General features: G+C 35.5%; 17 protein-coding genes and 1 riboswitch. Of the genes, 12 read left to right on the top strand and 5 right to left on the bottom strand.

Annotated elements, in window-relative coordinates; translation table 11 throughout:
• From AC5YGG_RS18775 to AC5YGG_RS18760, 4 genes are all read left to right on the top strand, one after another.
• Positions 1 to 3,145 (top strand): DUF6443 domain-containing protein (locus AC5YGG_RS18775; RefSeq protein WP_496145958.1); only part of this gene is annotated, 3,145 nt, incomplete at its 5' end.
• Between the two features lie 2 nt (positions 3,146 to 3,147).
• Positions 3,148 to 3,606 (top strand): hypothetical protein, encoded by a 459-nt coding sequence (locus tag AC5YGG_RS18770; RefSeq protein WP_496145957.1) that lies wholly within the window; start codon positions 3,148 to 3,150, stop codon positions 3,604 to 3,606.
• A gap of 414 nt (positions 3,607 to 4,020) precedes the next feature.
• Positions 4,021 to 4,986, top strand: a complete 966-nt coding sequence (locus AC5YGG_RS18765; RefSeq protein WP_496145956.1) for an NAD-dependent epimerase/dehydratase family protein — start codon at positions 4,021 to 4,023, stop codon at positions 4,984 to 4,986.
• Between the two features lie 84 nt (positions 4,987 to 5,070).
• On the top strand, positions 5,071 to 5,823 hold the full coding sequence (locus AC5YGG_RS18760) for a polysaccharide deacetylase family protein (RefSeq protein ID WP_496145955.1): 753 nt from the start codon (positions 5,071 to 5,073) through the stop codon (positions 5,821 to 5,823).
• 145 nt (positions 5,824 to 5,968) lie between these two features.
• Here AC5YGG_RS18760 and AC5YGG_RS18755 read toward each other — a convergent pair whose 3' ends face one another.
• Positions 5,969 to 7,174, bottom strand: coding sequence for a metallophosphoesterase (locus AC5YGG_RS18755; RefSeq protein WP_496145954.1), 1,206 nt, complete (start codon positions 7,172 to 7,174; stop codon positions 5,969 to 5,971).
• A 70-nt stretch (positions 7,175 to 7,244) separates the two neighbouring features.
• Entirely contained in the window at positions 7,245 to 8,312 is a 1,068-nt protein-coding gene (locus AC5YGG_RS18750) for a 3-oxoacyl-ACP synthase III family protein (protein ID WP_496145953.1), read from the bottom strand.
• A gap of 101 nt (positions 8,313 to 8,413) precedes the next feature.
• Here AC5YGG_RS18750 and AC5YGG_RS18745 point away from each other — a divergent pair, with 101 nt between their 5' ends.
• The 8 genes from AC5YGG_RS18745 (at position 8,414) to AC5YGG_RS18710 (ending at position 14,698) form a co-directional block, all read left to right on the top strand.
• Positions 8,414 to 8,983 (top strand): hypothetical protein, encoded by a 570-nt coding sequence (locus AC5YGG_RS18745; RefSeq protein WP_496145952.1) that lies wholly within the window; start codon positions 8,414 to 8,416, stop codon positions 8,981 to 8,983.
• Between the two features lie 3 nt (positions 8,984 to 8,986).
• On the top strand, positions 8,987 to 9,718 hold the full coding sequence (ubiE, locus tag AC5YGG_RS18740; protein WP_496145951.1) for a bifunctional demethylmenaquinone methyltransferase/2-methoxy-6-polyprenyl-1,4-benzoquinol methylase UbiE: 732 nt from the start codon (positions 8,987 to 8,989) through the stop codon (positions 9,716 to 9,718).
• Between the two features lie 3 nt (positions 9,719 to 9,721).
• Positions 9,722 to 10,504, top strand: coding sequence for a type IX secretion/gliding motility protein PorT/SprT (porT, locus tag AC5YGG_RS18735; protein WP_496145950.1), 783 nt, complete (start codon positions 9,722 to 9,724; stop codon positions 10,502 to 10,504).
• A 139-nt stretch (positions 10,505 to 10,643) separates the two neighbouring features.
• The gene (locus AC5YGG_RS18730; protein WP_065393881.1) at positions 10,644 to 10,946 is read left to right on the top strand and encodes a hypothetical protein; all 303 of its coding nucleotides are present in this window, start codon (positions 10,644 to 10,646) and stop codon (positions 10,944 to 10,946) included.
• Entirely contained in the window at positions 10,946 to 11,233 is a 288-nt protein-coding gene (locus tag AC5YGG_RS18725; protein WP_045495179.1) for a cell division protein ZapA, read from the top strand. The genes AC5YGG_RS18730 and AC5YGG_RS18725 overlap by 1 nt, the downstream gene beginning before the upstream one ends.
• A 232-nt stretch (positions 11,234 to 11,465) precedes the next feature.
• The gene (gene rny / locus AC5YGG_RS18720) at positions 11,466 to 13,031 is read left to right on the top strand and encodes a ribonuclease Y (protein ID WP_496145949.1); all 1,566 of its coding nucleotides are present in this window, start codon (positions 11,466 to 11,468) and stop codon (positions 13,029 to 13,031) included.
• Between the two features lie 73 nt (positions 13,032 to 13,104).
• Positions 13,105 to 14,346 carry an MFS transporter gene (locus AC5YGG_RS18715; RefSeq protein WP_496145948.1) on the top strand — a complete coding sequence of 414 codons (1,242 nt, stop codon included), beginning with the start codon at positions 13,105 to 13,107 and terminating at the stop codon, positions 14,344 to 14,346.
• Between the two features lie 172 nt (positions 14,347 to 14,518).
• Positions 14,519 to 14,698 carry a hypothetical protein gene (locus AC5YGG_RS18710; RefSeq protein ID WP_496145947.1) on the top strand — a complete coding sequence of 60 codons (180 nt, stop codon included), beginning with the start codon at positions 14,519 to 14,521 and terminating at the stop codon, positions 14,696 to 14,698.
• A gap of 92 nt (positions 14,699 to 14,790) precedes the next feature.
• On the opposite strand, the gene AC5YGG_RS18705 is transcribed toward AC5YGG_RS18710, so the two are convergent.
• The 3 genes from AC5YGG_RS18705 to AC5YGG_RS18695 form a co-directional block, all read right to left on the bottom strand.
• The gene (locus AC5YGG_RS18705; protein ID WP_496145946.1) at positions 14,791 to 15,726 is read right to left on the bottom strand and encodes a YeiH family protein; all 936 of its coding nucleotides are present in this window, start codon (positions 15,724 to 15,726) and stop codon (positions 14,791 to 14,793) included.
• 307 nt (positions 15,727 to 16,033) lie between these two features.
• A complete protein-coding gene (locus AC5YGG_RS18700) occupies positions 16,034 to 16,909 on the bottom strand; it encodes a LysR substrate-binding domain-containing protein (protein WP_496145945.1) in 876 nt (291 codons plus the stop codon).
• A gap of 146 nt (positions 16,910 to 17,055) precedes the next feature.
• Positions 17,056 to 18,363, bottom strand: a complete 1,308-nt coding sequence (locus AC5YGG_RS18695) for a voltage-gated chloride channel family protein (protein WP_496145944.1) — start codon at positions 18,361 to 18,363, stop codon at positions 17,056 to 17,058.
• Between the two features lie 31 nt (positions 18,364 to 18,394).
• Positions 18,395 to 18,462: riboswitch (Fluoride riboswitch) on the bottom strand.
• Positions 18,463 to 18,507: the final 45 nt, after the last annotated feature.

The raw sequence follows: 18,507 nt of genomic DNA, 5'->3' as shown, positions 1-18,507 counted from the left end.
GGCCTCTCCCCAAGGAAAAGATGTAGTAACTCATATTGAATACGATCAGTTTGGAAGACAAACGAAAGACTTTCTTCCCATTCCACAATTAGGAACGCAGTCCGGCGGAATTTACACCTCTCCTCTGGGAAATGCTTCTTCTATCTATGGTGGGGAGAAAATCTATTCCGAAAAAAAATTGGAGAATTCTCCTTTGGACAGAATCCAGCAACAGATTCAGGTAGGAAATGACTGGACGGAAAAACCTGTTAAATTTGACTATGATGCCAATATCCATGAAGATTATGTGAGACAATATAAAACCACCACCACATGGATTGAAGGAAGGACAGAAACTGCGATTGAACTCAATCAATATTTTCTGCCTGCACAATTGTATAAAAATACCATTACCGATGAAGATGGCAACAAAACTATAGAGTTTAAAAACGGAAAAGGGCAGGTTATTTTAGTAAGGAAAGTTGTAAGTACCTCTGAAAATGCAGATACCTACTATGTTTATAACGAATACGACCAACTTGCTTTTGTCATTCCTCCTTTAGCATCAGCACCCACTATAGATAATTCCACAAAAGAAAAGCTTTGGTACCAATACCGCTATGATGGAAGAGGCAGACTTGTAGAAAAGAAACTTCCAGGCAAAGGCTGGGAATTTATGGTGTATGATAAAGCTGATAGACTCATCCTGACCCAGGATGCTAATATGCGGGAGCAGAATAAATGGCTGATTACTAAATATGAATCATTGGGAAGAGTTGCTTATACCGGGATCATTGGTGGAGGTAGCAGAACAAGTATGCAGTCTCAGGCAGAAAACCTTATCATTTTAGAGGCAAGAAGTGGTTCGGGATTTACTAAAAACGGGATGCAGATTCAATATAGCAATGGATATTTTGTTGATATTGAAACTGTTTTAAGTGTCAATTATTATGATGTCTATGCCAACTATGATTTTAATCCTTCCTTACCAGTGGAGCCTACTCTGACAGGTTCTCCATCACCCGAGGGAAGAAGTACCAAAGGACTTTCTGTCATGAGCTTTATCAAGAATATTGAAGATGATAACTGGACCAAGAATTATACTTATTATAATCTGAAAGGTAGAGTCATTGGAACTCATTCTATCAATCATTTGGGAGGATATACCCGAACAGAATCTAAACTTGATTTTGCAGGAGTTCCCCAAATCGTAGTTACAAAACATAAAAGGTTAGATACAGATACCGAAAAAATAATTACTGAAACTTTTACTTATGATCATCAGAACAGACTTTTGGTACATAAACATCAGGTAGACTCTAATCCTGAAGAAATTCTTGCTCAGAATGATTATAATGAACTCTCACAGCTTACCACTAAAAAGGTAGGTGGAGTCAATCTTGAATCCCCATTACAGACGATTAATTATCAGTATAATATCAGAGGATGGATGACGCAGATCAATGATCCAGCAGACCTTAATGGAAAGTTATTTGGATATGCTATACGTTATAATAATCCCATTAATACTGAATATGCTCCGGTACAATATAATGGGAATATATCAGAGGTTGACTGGAAAACAGCGAATGATAATATATTGAAAAGATATTCTTATAGCTATTATCCACACAACAAATTGATGTTTGGACATTATTCGGAACCTTTTGCAACGGTACCTCAAAGTAATTTATATGGTGAATATCTTGAATATGATCTGAACGGAAATATTACCTTATTATCCCGAAATGGTAGAAATATATCCTCAGGATTAGCAGAGCATATTGATGAATTGCATTATACATATGATGGAAATAAACTTTTGACCATAACAGATGCTAAACAGAATAAATCAGGATATCCATTGGGTGGCAATATGATAGGCTATGATTCTAATGGAAGCATGATAAATCATTTAGATAAAGGAGTTGATGAAATTAAATATAATTTTCTTAGCCTTCCTAATAAAATTAATAAGGTTACTACTAATTTGTTGGGTAGTTCTTACAGTTTAATTCAATATACCTATAGAGGAGATGGAATGAAGCTTAAAAAAGTAAGTTCATCAAAATCAGGCTCTGGAGCTACAGCGAATATGATTATAAATTACAATACCGATTATTTAGACGGTTTTCAATACCATTCTGCTGATATTGGAGGGGGTATACAAACCCTAACGTTAGAGTTTGTTCCTACCTCAGAAGGCTATTTTGATTTTGTTAAAAATAAGTATATTTACAATTATACAGATCATTTAGGAAATATCCGTTTGAGTTATTTTCATAATGGAAATGGAGTAGAAGTTCTAGAAGAAAATAATTATTATCCTTTTGGATTAAAGCATGAGGGATATAATAATTTGGCTGGAAATCGTGCTTATAATTATAAGTACCAAGGGCAAGAGTTGCAAGAAACAGGCTGGTATTCCTTCAAATGGAGAAATTACATGCCGGATATAGGCCGCTTCTTTAATATAGACCCTCTTTCTGAAAAGTATGCTTATCAAAGTCATTATAATTTTTCTGAAAATAGAGTTATTGATGGTAGAGAGCTTGAAGGATTAGAAGTAGTATTAGTTAAAGATATTAAGAAAAATGATGCTATAATTAAAACGGCAAATAATGGTTTGTATAAAGATAATCCTGATACAAAAACAGTACACGTTTTTGCACATGGAAATCCAAGTGCTCTTTATAACGAAACTATGAAAGGAGAAGGTACAATAGATTCAGGTGCAGATCTTAACAATGTACTGAATCAAGGAAGTGCTTTATGGAAAAACTCTAAAAATAAAGAGGGATTTACAGTGGTATTACATTCTTGTAGAACAGGAAGGTGTACAGTAGATAAAGCAGGAAATGTAATTGATCCTGTTGCCTCTGAAATATCAAAGTCTAAAGAAATGAAAGGAGTTACAATCATTGCACCTGATGAAAGAGATGGTTTCTCTGCCAATGGGACAGAAATAGGTCCACAAGTAACAAAGAATGCTGATAATAATGGAGAATATTTGCCTGGAACTCCAAGAAGTGAACATGGAAAACAAACAAAACAATTTGGCCACTGGAATTCTTTTCAAAATGGAAAGAGAACAGAACAGCAACCAGGAAATACAAAACCTGAAGGAAAAGATCAAAGAAGTTTGTGGGACAGAATTTTTAATTAATTATGAGATATACAATTATAACAATAGTTTTTCTTTCAGCTCTATTTTCTTGTCAAAAGAAAGACGCTCTGTCTAAAGCCGAAAAACATGATAAGGTTATTACAATGAATTCTATCTCAAATTATGATAGTATTGTTAATCTTGTAAAAACCAAGGGAGACACGTTAGCATATGATGAGCTTTTCTTTTATTTAATGGATTCTAACGAAAAAGATAGAACAGATACAGTAATGTATTATTCAAAAATAATGGCTGAAAAGTATGATTACAAAGAAGCTTATAAACGTTATTTTAATGCCTTTTCGGAAAAGTACAAAATTAACGTAGATGTTGATAATTACTCAACTCTTAATATGTCATCTTTAAAAAAGGCTCAGAAAAAGCAAGCCGAAGATTGGTTGGGAAAAATGCTAGAAAAAAAGATAATTACACAAGAACAGTATAACTCCATAAATAAATAAATAAATAGATAAATACAAAATCTGCTCATTGAGCGGGTTTTGTATTTATAAAATGCTTTGCAATTTAGTTTGTTTAAGGAACGCATCCAGGAGAGCGAAGACATGTTGTCTATCATTCTCTTTTAGTTTTTGTATATCTAAAATTTTAGCGACAATATTCTTATCCAATAGAATATTCTGTAGACCCTACGAAATAATCCAGAGACGCTTCCACGGCTTCTGTCGTAGTCATCTCATATATGGATTATTTCTCAAGCTCATCTACTGATGACCATCCCAATGACCCTACCAGTTTTGCTCACTTCGCTCTATTACATTCCCCCTCACAACCCCCTCCACATTTTAAATTCACCTTTATTATTATGGTTGACATGTTTTTTTTACTTTTGTACAATTCTAAAAAAAATCTGAAAAATGGAATCCTATACGGAAAGAATACTGATTACGGGTGCTTTGGGACAAATCGGAACCGAGCTTACCAACAGACTTGTTGAAATCCACGGAGCGGAAAATGTTGTCGCTTCAGGGTTGGACAGATGGCAGGAGGGAATTACCTCTGCCGGTCATTACGAAAGAATGGATGTTACCAATACGCAATTGGTAAGACAGATTATCCACGATTATGAAATTACTACAGTGTATCACTTAGCGTCATTGCTGTCTGGAACGTCAGAAAAGCAGCCGATTTTCGCTTGGAAATTAAATCTTGAGCCTCTGCTTCACTTTTGTGAAATGGCGAAAGAAGGGCTTCTTAAAAAGATTTTCTGGCCAAGTTCAATTGCTGTATTTGGGAAAGGAATTCCAAAACATGATGTTGGGCAGGATGTAGTATTGAATCCTACCACAGTTTACGGAATTTCAAAAATGGCAGGAGAGAAGTGGTGTGAATACTATTTCGATAAGCATGGAGTAGATGTAAGAAGTATAAGATATCCTGGATTGATCTCATGGAAGACTCCGGCAGGAGGTGGAACGACTGATTATGCCGTTGAAATTTTCTACAAAGCAATCGAAGACGGAAAGTATACAAGCTTCATTTCTGAAAACACAGGAATGCCGATGTTGTATATGGATGATGCGATCAATGCAACATTAAAATTAATGGATGCTCCTAAAGAAAGCTTAACTGTTCGCTCATCTTATAACTTAGGTGGAATGTCATTTACTCCACAAGAACTGGCAGAAGAAATCGAGAAAGAAATTCCGGATTTTACCATTGATTACAAACCGGATTTCAGACAGGCAATTGCAGATTCTTGGCCAGCTTCAATTGATGATTCAGTAGCAAAAAAAGACTGGGGTCTGACTTATGATTTCGGAATTTCTGAAATGACTAAAGATATGATCAAGAATCTGAAAGTAAAATTAGCTAAGGATTGATAATGTAAAGTAAAACTTTAAGTAGTGTTTATTTTAACATCTGATTTTTAATTAATTATAATTTTTATCTAAAATTTAATTTAAATGATATTATTAACTTTTAACATTACGAATATTGAAGCTGATGCAAAACATGGCTCACAAATTACTGATGATGAGAGATTAAAAATCATAGAAGAGAATACAAAAGCTATTCTTAGAATTTTAGATATTCATGATACAAAAGCAAGCTTTTTTGTAGAGGTTTCTCTCACTGAAAAATTGCAGAATCTTATAAAAGCAATTTCATCCAAAGGGCATGAAATTGCTTTTTATAATAAAGATTCAAATCTGGAAAAAATAGAAAATGCCAAGAAGAATATCCAGGATCTTTTAGAAAAACAGATCAGAGGGATTCGTCAGAAAGATGTGAAAATTCCACAGGAAGATCTGAAGCTTTTGGAGTTTAATTATGTTTCCAATATTGACAATGCTAATATTCTTTTTCCGTTCAAACGTCTTAAAAGAGATACGGTGATTTCCGAAGAAGACGGATTGAGTATTGTGCCGGAAAGTATTTCTCCGTACAGTCAATTACCTTATAATGATTTTGTGTTTCAGATACTGCCAATGAAGTATTATCAGAATATGGTATTAGAAACTTTGCAGAATGAAGAATTTGTTTTGATTTATCTTAATGTCTGGCAGTTTACAGATTTTAAGAAGCACCGTTTTGATATTCCGTTTTACAGAAGCCTGTTTTCGGGTAAAAAAATGGAGGACAAATTGGATGCCCTCCTTAGCTTTATCAACGAGAAAGATATGGCTACTTCCCGTATGAAAGATTATATTTTTTAGGTTTAGAGATTAAAAGCAGTTAATAGCCTTAAATATTTAACCCTGAATGTTCAATAGTCAATTTTGCTTCGCAAGTGAATAGTGAATTTTTGTAAGTAGTTTACTCTCATACTATAAAACACTCCCGCTCTCAAACTCAAATCTATTAGCTCAGTTCAAAAAGAGTGATTTCCGGTAATACTCCAACTCTTCCCGGGTAGCCCAATACTCCGAATCCTCTGTTGACATACAGTAATTTCCCTTCGCTTTCATAAAGATCTGCCCATTTTGGGTAACGATACTGAACCGGAGACCATTTGACATTTTTAAGATCTAGCCCAAACTGCATACCGTGAGTATGACCGGAAAGGGTTAAATGAATGTCTTTCGGGTGTTTTTTTACTACATAATCAAAGTGAGTAGGATCGTGGCTCATTAAAATCTTTGTAGCAGATTCAGGAACTCCTTGTAAAGCGTCATCAATCTTCCCGAATTGTGGGAAAGGTTTTAATCCCCAGTTCTCAACACCCAGGATATAAAGCTTTTCTCCGTTCTTCTCAATCACCCTGTGTTCATTTCTCAACATATCAAAACCTGCCTGTTTTTCATAGTCAATCAAAGTGTCAAGGTTTTTCTTCTTGGCATCAAGAGAAGCCCATGTTACATAATCTCCGTAATCGTGGTTCCCTAATACCGCAAACTTGCCATCTTTAGCTTTGATTTGAGAAAATAATGGAATGAATGGTTTGAATTCATCAGCTACATTATTCACCATATCTCCTGTAAATAAAACAAGATCTGGCTTCTGTTCATTAATAAGGTCTACGGCGTGTTGTAGTTTGCTTGGATCAGCAAAGCTTCCGCTGTGAACGTCAGATATCTGAATGATTTTGTACCCCTTAAAACTTTTAGGAAGAGTAGGGAACTTTACCTTTACCCTTCTTACTTTATGACGATATTTTCCAAATGTAATCCCATCAATGAATAAAGCAGAAAGTACTCCGCTCATCCCTAATCCAACAAGGCTCAGGAATTTTCTTCTTTCCGGGAAAAAGTTCTCCGTAGGTTTTGTAAAGCCAATCACGTACCCTCCAAGCCTGATAAGATCGTCTATAAGTAAAAATAAAACCACAAAGATCTTAGGAAGTATAAATACTAAAAAAACGGATATCATGATCTGAGCTTTCAGCATACTTCGGTCTGTTCGCTGATAATGAGTGACTTCATAAGCAAAAACAGCATACGCGATTAAAGAAACCACCCAATAGGCAGTTCTTATCCAGAAGTTGTCCGTAAGTGTTCTGATTGCCTGGTAAATATAAATCTCCAAAATAAGGAAGATTCCGGCGGTGATTAAAAGATTCTTTGGCATATTCTGATTCAAAAAAAGCACAAAAGAGACTTCCTTTGTGCTTTTTGTATATTTTTAAATTAAAACTATCTTAAGGAAATCTGTAAACGATAGCATTGATGTTCATTCCGGCACCTACCGAAGTCATGACAATGTTACCTTTATCCTTAAACGTTTGACCTTCCATTTTTCCTTTAATTATTAAATCAAACATGGTAGGAATTGTTGCAACAGACGTGTTTCCAAGATCTTGGATCGTCATTGGAGAAATAGCGTGATCATATTCTTTCACATCGTAAAGTCTGTGAAGTCTTTCGATCATCGCGTAATCCATCTTAGCATTTGCCTGGTGGATAAGGATCTTATCGATATCTTCAATAGAAAGACCTGCATCGGTAATAGTGTCTTTTATTGCTACAGGAACGTTTTTAAGAGCGTATTCATAGATTTTTCTACCTAACATTCTTACATATAAACGTCTCTGATCAACATCTTTATTGATAGAAGGTCTGTTTTCAAGGTAATTAAGTTCAGGACCATTGTCGCAGATCGTATTGTGGGCAATAATTCCTACATTTTCCTCGTCTGTAGCCTGTACTACTACCGCACCTGCACCGTCAGCAAAGATCATTCTGTTTCTGTCGTGCGGATCTGTTACTCTGCTTAACGTTTCACCTCCGATCACAAGAATTGTTTTTGCAACTTTAGCTTTAATCAGGTTATCTGCTAAAATCATAGCTTCTACCCATCCCGGGCACCCGAAAAGCATATCATACGTTACGCATTTTCTGTTTTTGATTCCTAATTTATTCTTTACCCTCGCTGCCATGGTTGGCATGAAGTCTGCGTATCCGTTCTCAGTAACTTCCCCGAAATTACTCGCGTAAATAATATAATCCAGTTCTTCGCCGTCTACTTTTGCATCCTCAAGGGCAATTTTTGCGGCTTCATAACCGATCTGTGAATTGGAAAGATCATCCTCAATGAATCTCCTGTTTTCGATTTCTGTAATTTCTACAAACTTCGCAATGGTCTCTTCCACAGGCTTTTCAATCTTTACTCCGTCTTCAGTATAGAACTCGGAATTCATGAAGTAATCTCTACCAATAACTCTGTTCGGAATATAACATCCAGAGCCAATAATGATCGTATTCGGCATTCGTTTATATGATTTTTTTAAAGATGCAAAGTTAATAATTAATATTAATAACAGAGAATTAAAAATATTATTAAATTTGCAAAAATTGTACTTTACAATCTATGAAAAACAACCCATCCTTAAAAGGCTTACTCATTGCAGCTGTGGCGTTTATCCTTGCCTTTGGGATCTACTTCCTTTTTTTAGCCAAGAAGAATTATTATGTGGTAGATAATCCTACCCCGAATACGTATTACTTTAAGATCAATAACGGATCTGAAGGAATTATATCAGCGGGGCAGTATGTGCATGTGGATTTGAATAAGGGAAAAAACTCTATTCAGGTTTTCGATCAGAATAAAAAAATGCTGTATGATTCGGCATTTGAAGTAAACAAACTACGCGGTTTGCTGAATATTGCACATCAGGATTACTATGTGAATGACCAGTACTACGGGTATAATCTAAAAAAAGATTCGTTGCTGATGGCTCTTGATAAGACTGTCATAGACGGAAAAGATTACCTCGGAGGAGCAAAGCGTTTCAATAAGCTTTACACAGAAGATTTTTATTACAATGTAGATGAAGACTATGACAAAGTGATCAAGAATATCCAGAAAGTGGAATCAAGATCAAAGATCTTCAGAAAACAGGATTACCTAAATTATTATAAAGAATATTACAAGTTTTAAGTTTTGACAAAAGATATCACTAAAGTTACTCCCTACAATTCAGAGGCTACAAAGAAAAGCCAGGTAGAGGATATGTTTGACAATATTGCACCGAAGTATGACCTTCTAAACCATGTTTTATCCATGAAAATTGACGTTTTATGGAGAAATAAACTGGTAAGATGGATGAAAAATGATAATCCGCAAGAAGTGCTGGATGTGGCTACAGGAACGGGAGATCTGGCAATTACCATTGAAAAAGGAACCGGTTCAAAAGTAGTTGGTTTAGATTTATCACAACAAATGCTCAATGTTGGCGTTATTAAAATAAAAAAACTTAAATTAGACGGCAAAATTTCCATGCAAAAAGGAGATGCAGAAAATTTACCTTTCGAGGACAATAGATTTGATGCTGTTTCCGTTGCATTTGGAGTAAGGAATTTTGAGAACCTTACCAAAGGTTTAGCAGAGTTAAGAAGAGTAGTTAAAGATAACAAAAGTGTTTATATACTGGAGTTTTCAAAGGTTGAGGGTTTGATGGGACCATTTTATATGTTTTATTTCAAAAATATATTACCTGCAATAGGTAGGCTGGTTTCCAAAGATAATAGGGCGTATACATACCTTCCGGATTCTGTAAATGCTTTTCCTTTCGGGGAGAAGATGAAGCAAATTCTTTTAGATACGGGATTTAAGAAAGTTGAATATAAAAAATTAAGTTTAGGTATAGCCACAATTTATAAAGCAACAAAGTAACCTATGAATAAATTTCTATTAAAAGCACTGGTTTTAACCTCAGTAAATGTTGCCGTTTTTGCAAACGCGCAATTTAGAACCCGAAACAGAATGGATAAGTTGGAAGATTTCGACGAGCAGAAATTCAGCTGGGGGTTTTATTTGAACGGGAATAAACTAGACTACCGAATTGTACTGCATCCAAGATATGGGATGCATGAAAATGAAAACCTTGTTACCTCTAAGGAAAGTTACAGTTTCGGTGCTGGGCTTATTGCAAAATGGAGACTGAACGACTATCTTGATGTAAGATTAGAACCGGGATTACAGTTTGCACAAAGACAGTTGACTTTTAATACACAATCTAATGACATTTATGCCGGTGGTTCTTTAACGAATCCTCCTTTTATGCCAATTCCGTTACAGGAAAAAGATAAAGTAAGAGAAATTAAATCTACATTGGTAGATGTTCCGGTGTTATTGGAACTTCATGGGATGAGATGGTATAATTCAAGACCTTATATTGCAGCTGGGGTAAACTATATTGTAAACCTACAATCTAATGCTACCTCTACGGATGACAATATGCAGGGGATTTTCAGATCAACAACACACAACTTTGCCTGGTCTGCAGAAATGGGAATTCAGCTTTATTTCAACAAATTTAAACTGACTCCTGCAATCAGAGGAACATTCTTAATGAATAACGAGAAAGTGGCAGATAACGCTACTACACCTCCTTATTGGGCTTCTGCAATTTCTACACTACAGACAAGAGCAGTTATGTTTGTGCTGAAATTTGAATAAGAAAATATCACATTAAAAATACATAGGAGGTGCTTTTGCATCTCCTTTTTTATGTACACCTCAAAATATAGGACGTTTTATTTTTGTTAGTGTTAATATTTTTTTATTTTTGCTTCTAGTTAGAATATACAAACCTGAAATGCTTCAAGATTTAGAAAACAATTTTTCAGAATTAGAGAGAAAAATTTCGACTCTGCAAAAGAACTATAAAAGTCTTACAGAAAACTTAGCAGAATTAAACATTGAGCATGAAGAGTTGAAGAAGAAGTATGATGAGGAGAGAAGAAGAAATCAGGTATTAGCAGAAGAACAAAAAAATATAAAACTTTATTCAGCAATATCAGGAAATCCTGAACACAATAGATTAATGAAAAACCATATCAACAGATTGGTAAAAGAGATTGATTTCTGTATTGCTCAGCTTCAAAACAGTGGATTATAATGGAGGTAAGGAGAATAACCGTCAATATTGCAGGAAGAGTATATCCGCTGAACGTACCGGCAGCAGAGGAAGAAACTTTGCGTAAAGTAGGGAAGCAGATCGAGAATATGATTAAAGATTTTGAACAAAACTTCGATGTAAGAGATAAACAGGATGCTTTAGCAATGTGTGCCCTGAAACTGGGAACCAATGCAGAAGTAGTTTCTCTTAACTACGAGAAAAATATTAATTCAACCAACGAAAGATTACAACAGATCAATCAATCGTTGAATGAAATCGGGAAATAGATTTTTTTTCCTGAAACAAACTGCCTACAATGATTCTAACACATTAAAGGTAAACTCAACGCTAAACAATTACCGAACAAATGTCCTCTGAATGGCGTGCCGGTCTTCCGGATTACAGACAGTGGAAATCAGTTCAAATCGTGTTGATTAGGAGTTTACTCTCAATCTCTGGATTATTGTGGGCTTTTTTTATTTTAAAGGATATGAATACAATTAAAACTCAATATAAATTATGATAGAAGTTATAGTAGGTGTTGTTTGTTTGGTAATCGGGGCTGCCGTAGGAATGTTTTTTTCCAGAAGCTCTCTGAATACTAAAGCAAAATTCATCATTGATGATGCCAAGAAAAACGCCGAAAACCTTATAGAAAAAGCTAACGTTCAAGCTGAATCCATAAAGAAAGAAAAGAATCTTCAGGCTAAGGAAAAATTCCTTGAACTGAAATCTCAGCACGATGCAGATATTCAGGTACGTGAGAAAAAAATGCAGGAAGCTGAAAAAAGAACAAAGGATAAAGAGCACAAGCTGAATGATGAGCTTAGCAAGACAGGAAAACTTGAAAAAGACCTTGACAGACAGATTGCAGATTACGCTAAGAAAAACGAGATCTTAGAAAGAAAACAGCAGGAATTAGATATAGCTACAGCTAAAAAAGTAGAAATACTTGAGAAAATCTCTAACTATACCGCTGATGAAGCTAAAGCTGAATTGGTAGAAACCATGAAAGCTGAAGCAAAAACAAGAGCTCAGGCACACGTTCAGAGCATTATGGAAGAAGCTCAGATGAATGCTAAAAACGAAGCGAGAAAAATCGTTATTCAGACCATTCAGAGAATCGGAACCGAGCAGGCAATCGAAAACTCAGTATCAGTATTCAATATTGAATCTGATGAGGTAAAAGGTAGAATTATTGGTAGAGAAGGTAGAAATATCCGTGCTTTAGAAGCGGTAACAGGAGTAGAAATTATCGTTGATGATACCCCGGAAGCAATCCTTCTTTCATGTTTCGATCCGGTAAGAAGAGAGATCGCAAGACTATCACTTCACAGATTGGTAACCGATGGTAGAATTCATCCGGCAAGAATCGAGGAAGTAGTAGAAAAGACAAGAAAACAAATCGAAGAGGAAATCATTGAAGTAGGAAAGAGAACGATCATTGATTTAGGAATCCACGGATTGCACCCTGAATTGATCAAAATCGTAGGTAGAATGAAATACCGTTCTTCTTACGGACAAAACTTACTACAGCACTCAAGAGAAGTAGCCAACATTGCTGCAACTATGGCTGCTGAATTAGGATTAAATGTAAAACTTGCCAAGAGAGCAGGTCTGTTACATGATATCGGAAAAGTACCTGAGCAGGAATCAGAATTACCACACGCTTTATTAGGTATGCAGTGGGCAGAGAAATACGGTGAAAATCCAGAGGTTGTAAATGCAATCGGAGCTCACCACGACGAAATTGAAATGAAGTCGCTATTATCTCCGATCATTCAGGTAGCAGATGCTATTTCAGGAGCAAGACCGGGAGCAAGAAGACAGGTGTTGGAATCTTACATCCAAAGATTGAAAGATCTTGAATCTGCAGCATTAAGTTTTGATGGAGTATCCAGCGCTTATGCAATTCAGGCAGGTAGAGAACTAAGAGTAATGGTAGAAAGTGGAAAAGTAAACGACGAAGTAGCTTCTCAACTATCTTACGATATCTCTGAAAAGATCCAGAACGAACTTACTTATCCTGGACAGGTAAAAGTAACAGTAATCAGAGAAACAAGAGCGGTGAATATTGCAAGATAATAATCCAATCAAGATATTTTATAAAAACCTTTCAAGAAATTGAAAGGTTTTTTATTTTTATCAAAATTTAAAAATGCAAGAATTGTCATTATCTTCAAAACTGAAGTACATTTTTTCTATTCCCGTTATCATTGCCGCGTTAGGTTATTTTGTAGACATCTACGATCTGCTTTTATTTGGAATTGTCAGAATCCCCAGCTTGAAGGCTTTAGGACTCAATCCTGATGTAGATGGAACCTTTATTCTTAACTGTCAGATGGTAGGACTTCTTTTAGGAGGGATATTCTGGGGAATCTTTGGAGATAAGAAAGGAAGACTGTCTGTACTTTTCGGTTCTATTTTAGTGTATTCATTAGCCAATATTGCCTGTGGTTTTTTACCGTATTTTCCAAAAGAACATTTAGTGCATCAATATGCCGGTTTAAGGTTTATCGCAGGGATTGGCTTAGCCGGAGAGCTCGGAGCCGGAATTACACTAGTTTCTGAAAGCTTGCCAAAGAATTTAAGAGCCATTGGAACCTCAGTGGTGGCTGGGTTTGGATTAATGGGAGCTGTAGTGGCACAATTAACAGTAGAGCTAGCCGGAGGATGGAATATATCCTATATCATCGGAGGAATAATGGGAATTATGCTATTGATACTGAGAATAAGCGTGTCAGAATCCGGAATCTATAAGAATATTGAACATAAAAATGTATCCAAAGGAAACTTTCTCTCCTTTTTCACAAATAAAGACAGACTTATAAGATATCTGAAATGTATTGCAGTAGGATTACCTACCTGGTATTGTATAGGGATTCTGGCTGTTTTAGCTAATCAATTTGCTTCGGAATTCGGAATAAAAGACATCAGCCCCGGAAAAGCAATTATGTGGGCATATGTAGGGATTTCCGTTGGTGATCTGATGAGTGGTTTTATTTCCCATGCCTTAAAATCCCGTAAGATGGCAATATTTTACATGTTGCTGTTTACTTTGGTCGGAGTCGCAATTATGCTGTTTGGAAATACAAATACAGAAACCAAATATTATATGTTTTGTGTATGGCTTGGCCTGGGAACAGGGTATTGGGCAATGTTTGTAACCCTTGCAGCGGAACAGTTCGGAACCAATATAAGAAATACAGCAACTACCACAGTTCCGAATATGGTGAGAGGATTAGTACCGGTAATGATCCTTGCATTCGATTCTCTTAAAGGTAATTTTTCTGTAGTGATAAGTGCTGCTATTGTAGGAATAGTGGTCTTTGGTCTGGCGTTCTATTCTTCGTGGACAATCTCTGAAACTCATGATAAGGACCTAGAATTTACAGAGTAATTTGAATCTTGTTTAATAATAAATTATTCATTTGTCCTGATTTATGATATTTTAATTAAGTTTAAATCAATATATTAGTTAAATTTATATTAAAATATGTTGCGTGTAATTAATATTTGTTTAACTTTGGGAAGTAACTAAAACTATATTGTTTCACCTAAAAACCAGTCACATGAACATTATTAAAAACGCTAAAAAATTAAGAAAAGAAGACCTTAAAAGTATTACAGGAGGTATTGGAAAAATCGGTACTCCGGAAACATCACTTTGCGGGTGCAGCTGTACAGGAGCTGTAACAGGACCTAAATACTGTGTTGACCTTATTTCATGTCCACAGGTAATAACATGCTAATTCGTTTTGGCATTCAGAATTTCAGTATGAAATAAACATTTCCACATTTAAATAGGCAGCACCCTCTTGATCTCTTGAGGGTGCTGCTGTTTTTAATGAATAATATAAAGTAAACTTCCGACACTGATAACTACCCAAAGAAGTACGGCAGTAAGTAATGGTTTGAAGCCTATGCTTTTTAAAGTCTGAAGTGAAAGGGTAGAACCAATAAAAAACAAAGTCAAATTTAATCCGGATTTTGCTACTGAAGTTATCACTGTACTAAATTGATCCATAAAAGGAAAATAAGTATTCAAAAGAATAGCAATGATAAAATATCCGATGAACCAGGGGATTTTTATCTTTGAATCTTTACTTTTAAAAATAAACATTGTAATTAACGATACCGGAATGATCCATAAAGCACGTGCCAGTTTTACTGTAGTCGCTATTTTTAAAGCCTCATTTCCATATTTGCTGGCTGCTCCCACCACAGAACTTGTATCGTGAATTCCAACGGCACACCAAAGCCCAAACTGTTCCTGCGAAAGATTCAGCAGATGCCCGATTGCCGGATAAATAAATAAAGCAATGGAATTTAGGGTAAAAACAATCGCCAGCGCTAAAGATATTTGTTTTGTACTGGGTTTGATGATAGGTGAAACGGCAGCAATCGCGCTTCCTCCACAAATCGCGGTTCCTGCAGACAAAAGGTAAGAAAGCGGTCTTTCCAGTTTGAATACTTTTCCCAGAATATACCCCAGAAGCATTACTGTAGCGATACTTACAATAGTCAGCATCAATCCTGTTTTCCCGGCATGAAGTGCCTCATCCAGTTTCAATCCAAAGCCTAATCCCACAATGGAAATCTGCAAAAGTAAATGAATGTATTGATGAAGTTGTTTTTCAAAAGGATTACCCATAAAAACAGCCAATATAAAACCTAAAGTCAACGCAATTGGTGAAGATATTAAAGGTGTCAGGCATAAAATAGCCAGTCCTATAAAAATTATTTTTTTGTTTGATTCATTTTTAATGAAATCTTTCATATTGTGAACTTTTAAATCTGAAGCAAAATTCGACAATATGTTATTACAAAGTAAATTGTATTTTGTTATATTGGATAACTAAAAGTTATAATTAAAAAGATAAAAGATAAAAGATAAAAGATAAAAGATAAAAGATAAAAGATAAAAGATAAAAGATAAAAGATCTTGTTGCTAAATTTTAATCTTTGCTTGGCAACATCAGGGTTGGGCTTAGCCCAGCCAAATAAAAATAAAATCCGTTGGCTTTAGCCAAAACTTAAAAACGCAATACGCTTTAATGAATTGAAAAACAATGTTTTATTGGTGGTTATTCCGCAAATCTTAAAAATAGTTTTATAAGTTCAGACTGTTCCCCTTTTGGAAGTATAAAATGAAAATCCCTTTCAATACTGAAGTTTTTAACATCTACAACAGTTAGAACATTATTTTTAAGTTCATTCAGGATCGTACTGATCGATAAAAATGCCATACAATCAGAATGCAGGAGATAGTTTTTGATACTTTCACTGCTTCCAAGCTGAATGACAGTATGTAATTCATGAATATTAACTCCTTTTTCCTTTAATCGGTTTTGTATAAATTCAAGCGTTCCTGAACCCTGTTCCCGGAATATAAGATTAAGGTCGTAAAGATCTTTTAAATGTAAAGTTTTGTGAGCCAAAGAATGATCTGATTTTGCAGCCAGAACAATTTCATCCTCTTTGAATGTTTTGTAATCAAAGTAAGACGATTGAGATTCTCCTTCGATAATTCCAAAATCTATTTTTTCCTCTTTTAATAAAGTAGAAATGGCTTCAGTATTTCCTGTTAAAAGCTCAATTTTAATATCCTTGTAATAAGAATTGAATTTTGCTAAAATTTCAGGTAAAATGTATTGTGCAACCGTAGTACTGGCTCCGATGATCAGTTTTCCTTTATGCTGTTGGTTGATCTGGCTGATCTCAAATTCCAAATCGCGGTGTATATTTCGGATCTTTTCAGCATATTCATACAGGATTTTTCCACTTTGGGTAAGTTGAATAGAAGTTCCTTTTCTGTCAAATAATTTAGTTTCCAGCTGAACCTCAATCTCCTTAATATGTTTTGTCACTGCCGGCTGGGAGATATGAAGCTCTTCAGAAGCTTTGGTAAAACTTAATCGGGTTGCTACTGTATGGAAAACTTTTAACCTGTAATCGAACATGAGGCAAAAATACGGAATATAGTTGTATTTTGGTAGGCGTGTGGTGAGAGGTTTCGTGTCCCGTGATGCATGTTGCTGAAGATATCATAAACGTACAACCATTCACTTTGCTGGATAATGCTAAAATTAAAAGAATTTTTGATGCGTTAAAGAAAATCTGAAACCGGTTTATCTTGTTGGCTTTCATATCTTCTGTTTTTAGCTTCACCGATCTTTTGTTTAGTATAAATACTATTGTGCCCTGAAAGAAGATAAGAAACTACACAGGCAATAGCGACATAAACGCCACATTCAGCCCCGAACAACTCGATTCCCATCAGCATGCAGGCTAAAGGTGTATTTGTTGCACCTGCAAATACGGCTACAAATCCCATCCCCGCAAGTAAACCAAAAGGTAAAGGAATAAATAAGGATAATGCACTTCCCAAAGTTGCCCCTATAAAGAATAATGGAGTTACTTCACCACCTTTGAACCCCGCAGAAAGAGTAACGATGGTAAAGAGCATTTTTAAAGCAAAATCATAAAATGGTAGCTGCTTTTCAAAAGATTCAACAATTACGGGAACCCCCAGCCCGATATATCTTGTAGATCCTATTATCAAAACAGCGAGTGCAATAATGATCCCACCAGCTACCGGACGAAGCGGAGGATATTTAATTTTTGATTTAAAAAGAGAACCTGCCCAATGAATAATTCTACTGAATGCTGCAGCACAGATTCCGAAAGCAATACCAGCTAAAATACTGTAAAGAATCGGTAGAAACTCAAGTTTCGGAATAAAATCAATGTGATAATGAGTATGCTTTACATTCCAGAGATTAGTCGCCCAGTCTGCCAGTATAGCAGAAGCAAAAGCAGGAAATATCGCATTATAACGTATTCTCCCGATAAGAAAAACTTCAAGTCCAAAAACTGCTCCAGCCAGAGGAGTTCCGAAGACAGAACCAAATCCGGCAGCAATAGCCGAAATGATCAGTATTTTCCTTTCATTTTTGTCGAGCTTAAAAGGCTTCGTAAGTTGATCCGCAATTGCACCAGCCATTTGCAGTGCCGTACCTTCACGACCAGCCGAACCGCCAAAAAGATGGGTAGCAATAGTTCCCAGATAAACAAAAGGTGCCATTTTGAATGGAATAATTTCTTTCGGATCATGAATATTATCTATCAAGAGATTATTTCCGGCTTCCACATCCTTTCCAAAATAGTAATATAAAAGTCCAATCAGAAATCCCGCAACAGGAAGTAAAGCAATTAGCCATAAATGGTTTTCTCTGAAGTTAGTTGCCCATTCCAATGACTGCAGAAAACCAGCTGAAGCCGTTCCTACCAATGCTCCAATAATAATACTGATGCATAACCATTTAAAAATATAAGGTATTGCCGGAAATTTTCTAAAGAAAAAATGAGTGTGAAAAACTGCTTTTTTACCAAGTGTTCGTTGATTTTTTGACATGATAATCCTGATTAGTTATAGGTTAATAATCTATTAATCAGGCGTCATCAGCTTTTGTAAAGCGGTTGGGTAAGGAAGAACACCATTTCCTTTTTTGTAATGCAAATATAAGAATTTAAGTTACAAGTTACAAGTTACAAATTA

This window comes from Chryseobacterium sp. CS2K3, assembly GCF_059515185.1.
The sequence above is the reverse complement of the archived record's forward strand: the minus strand, read 5'-3'. Positions and strand labels throughout refer to the sequence as shown.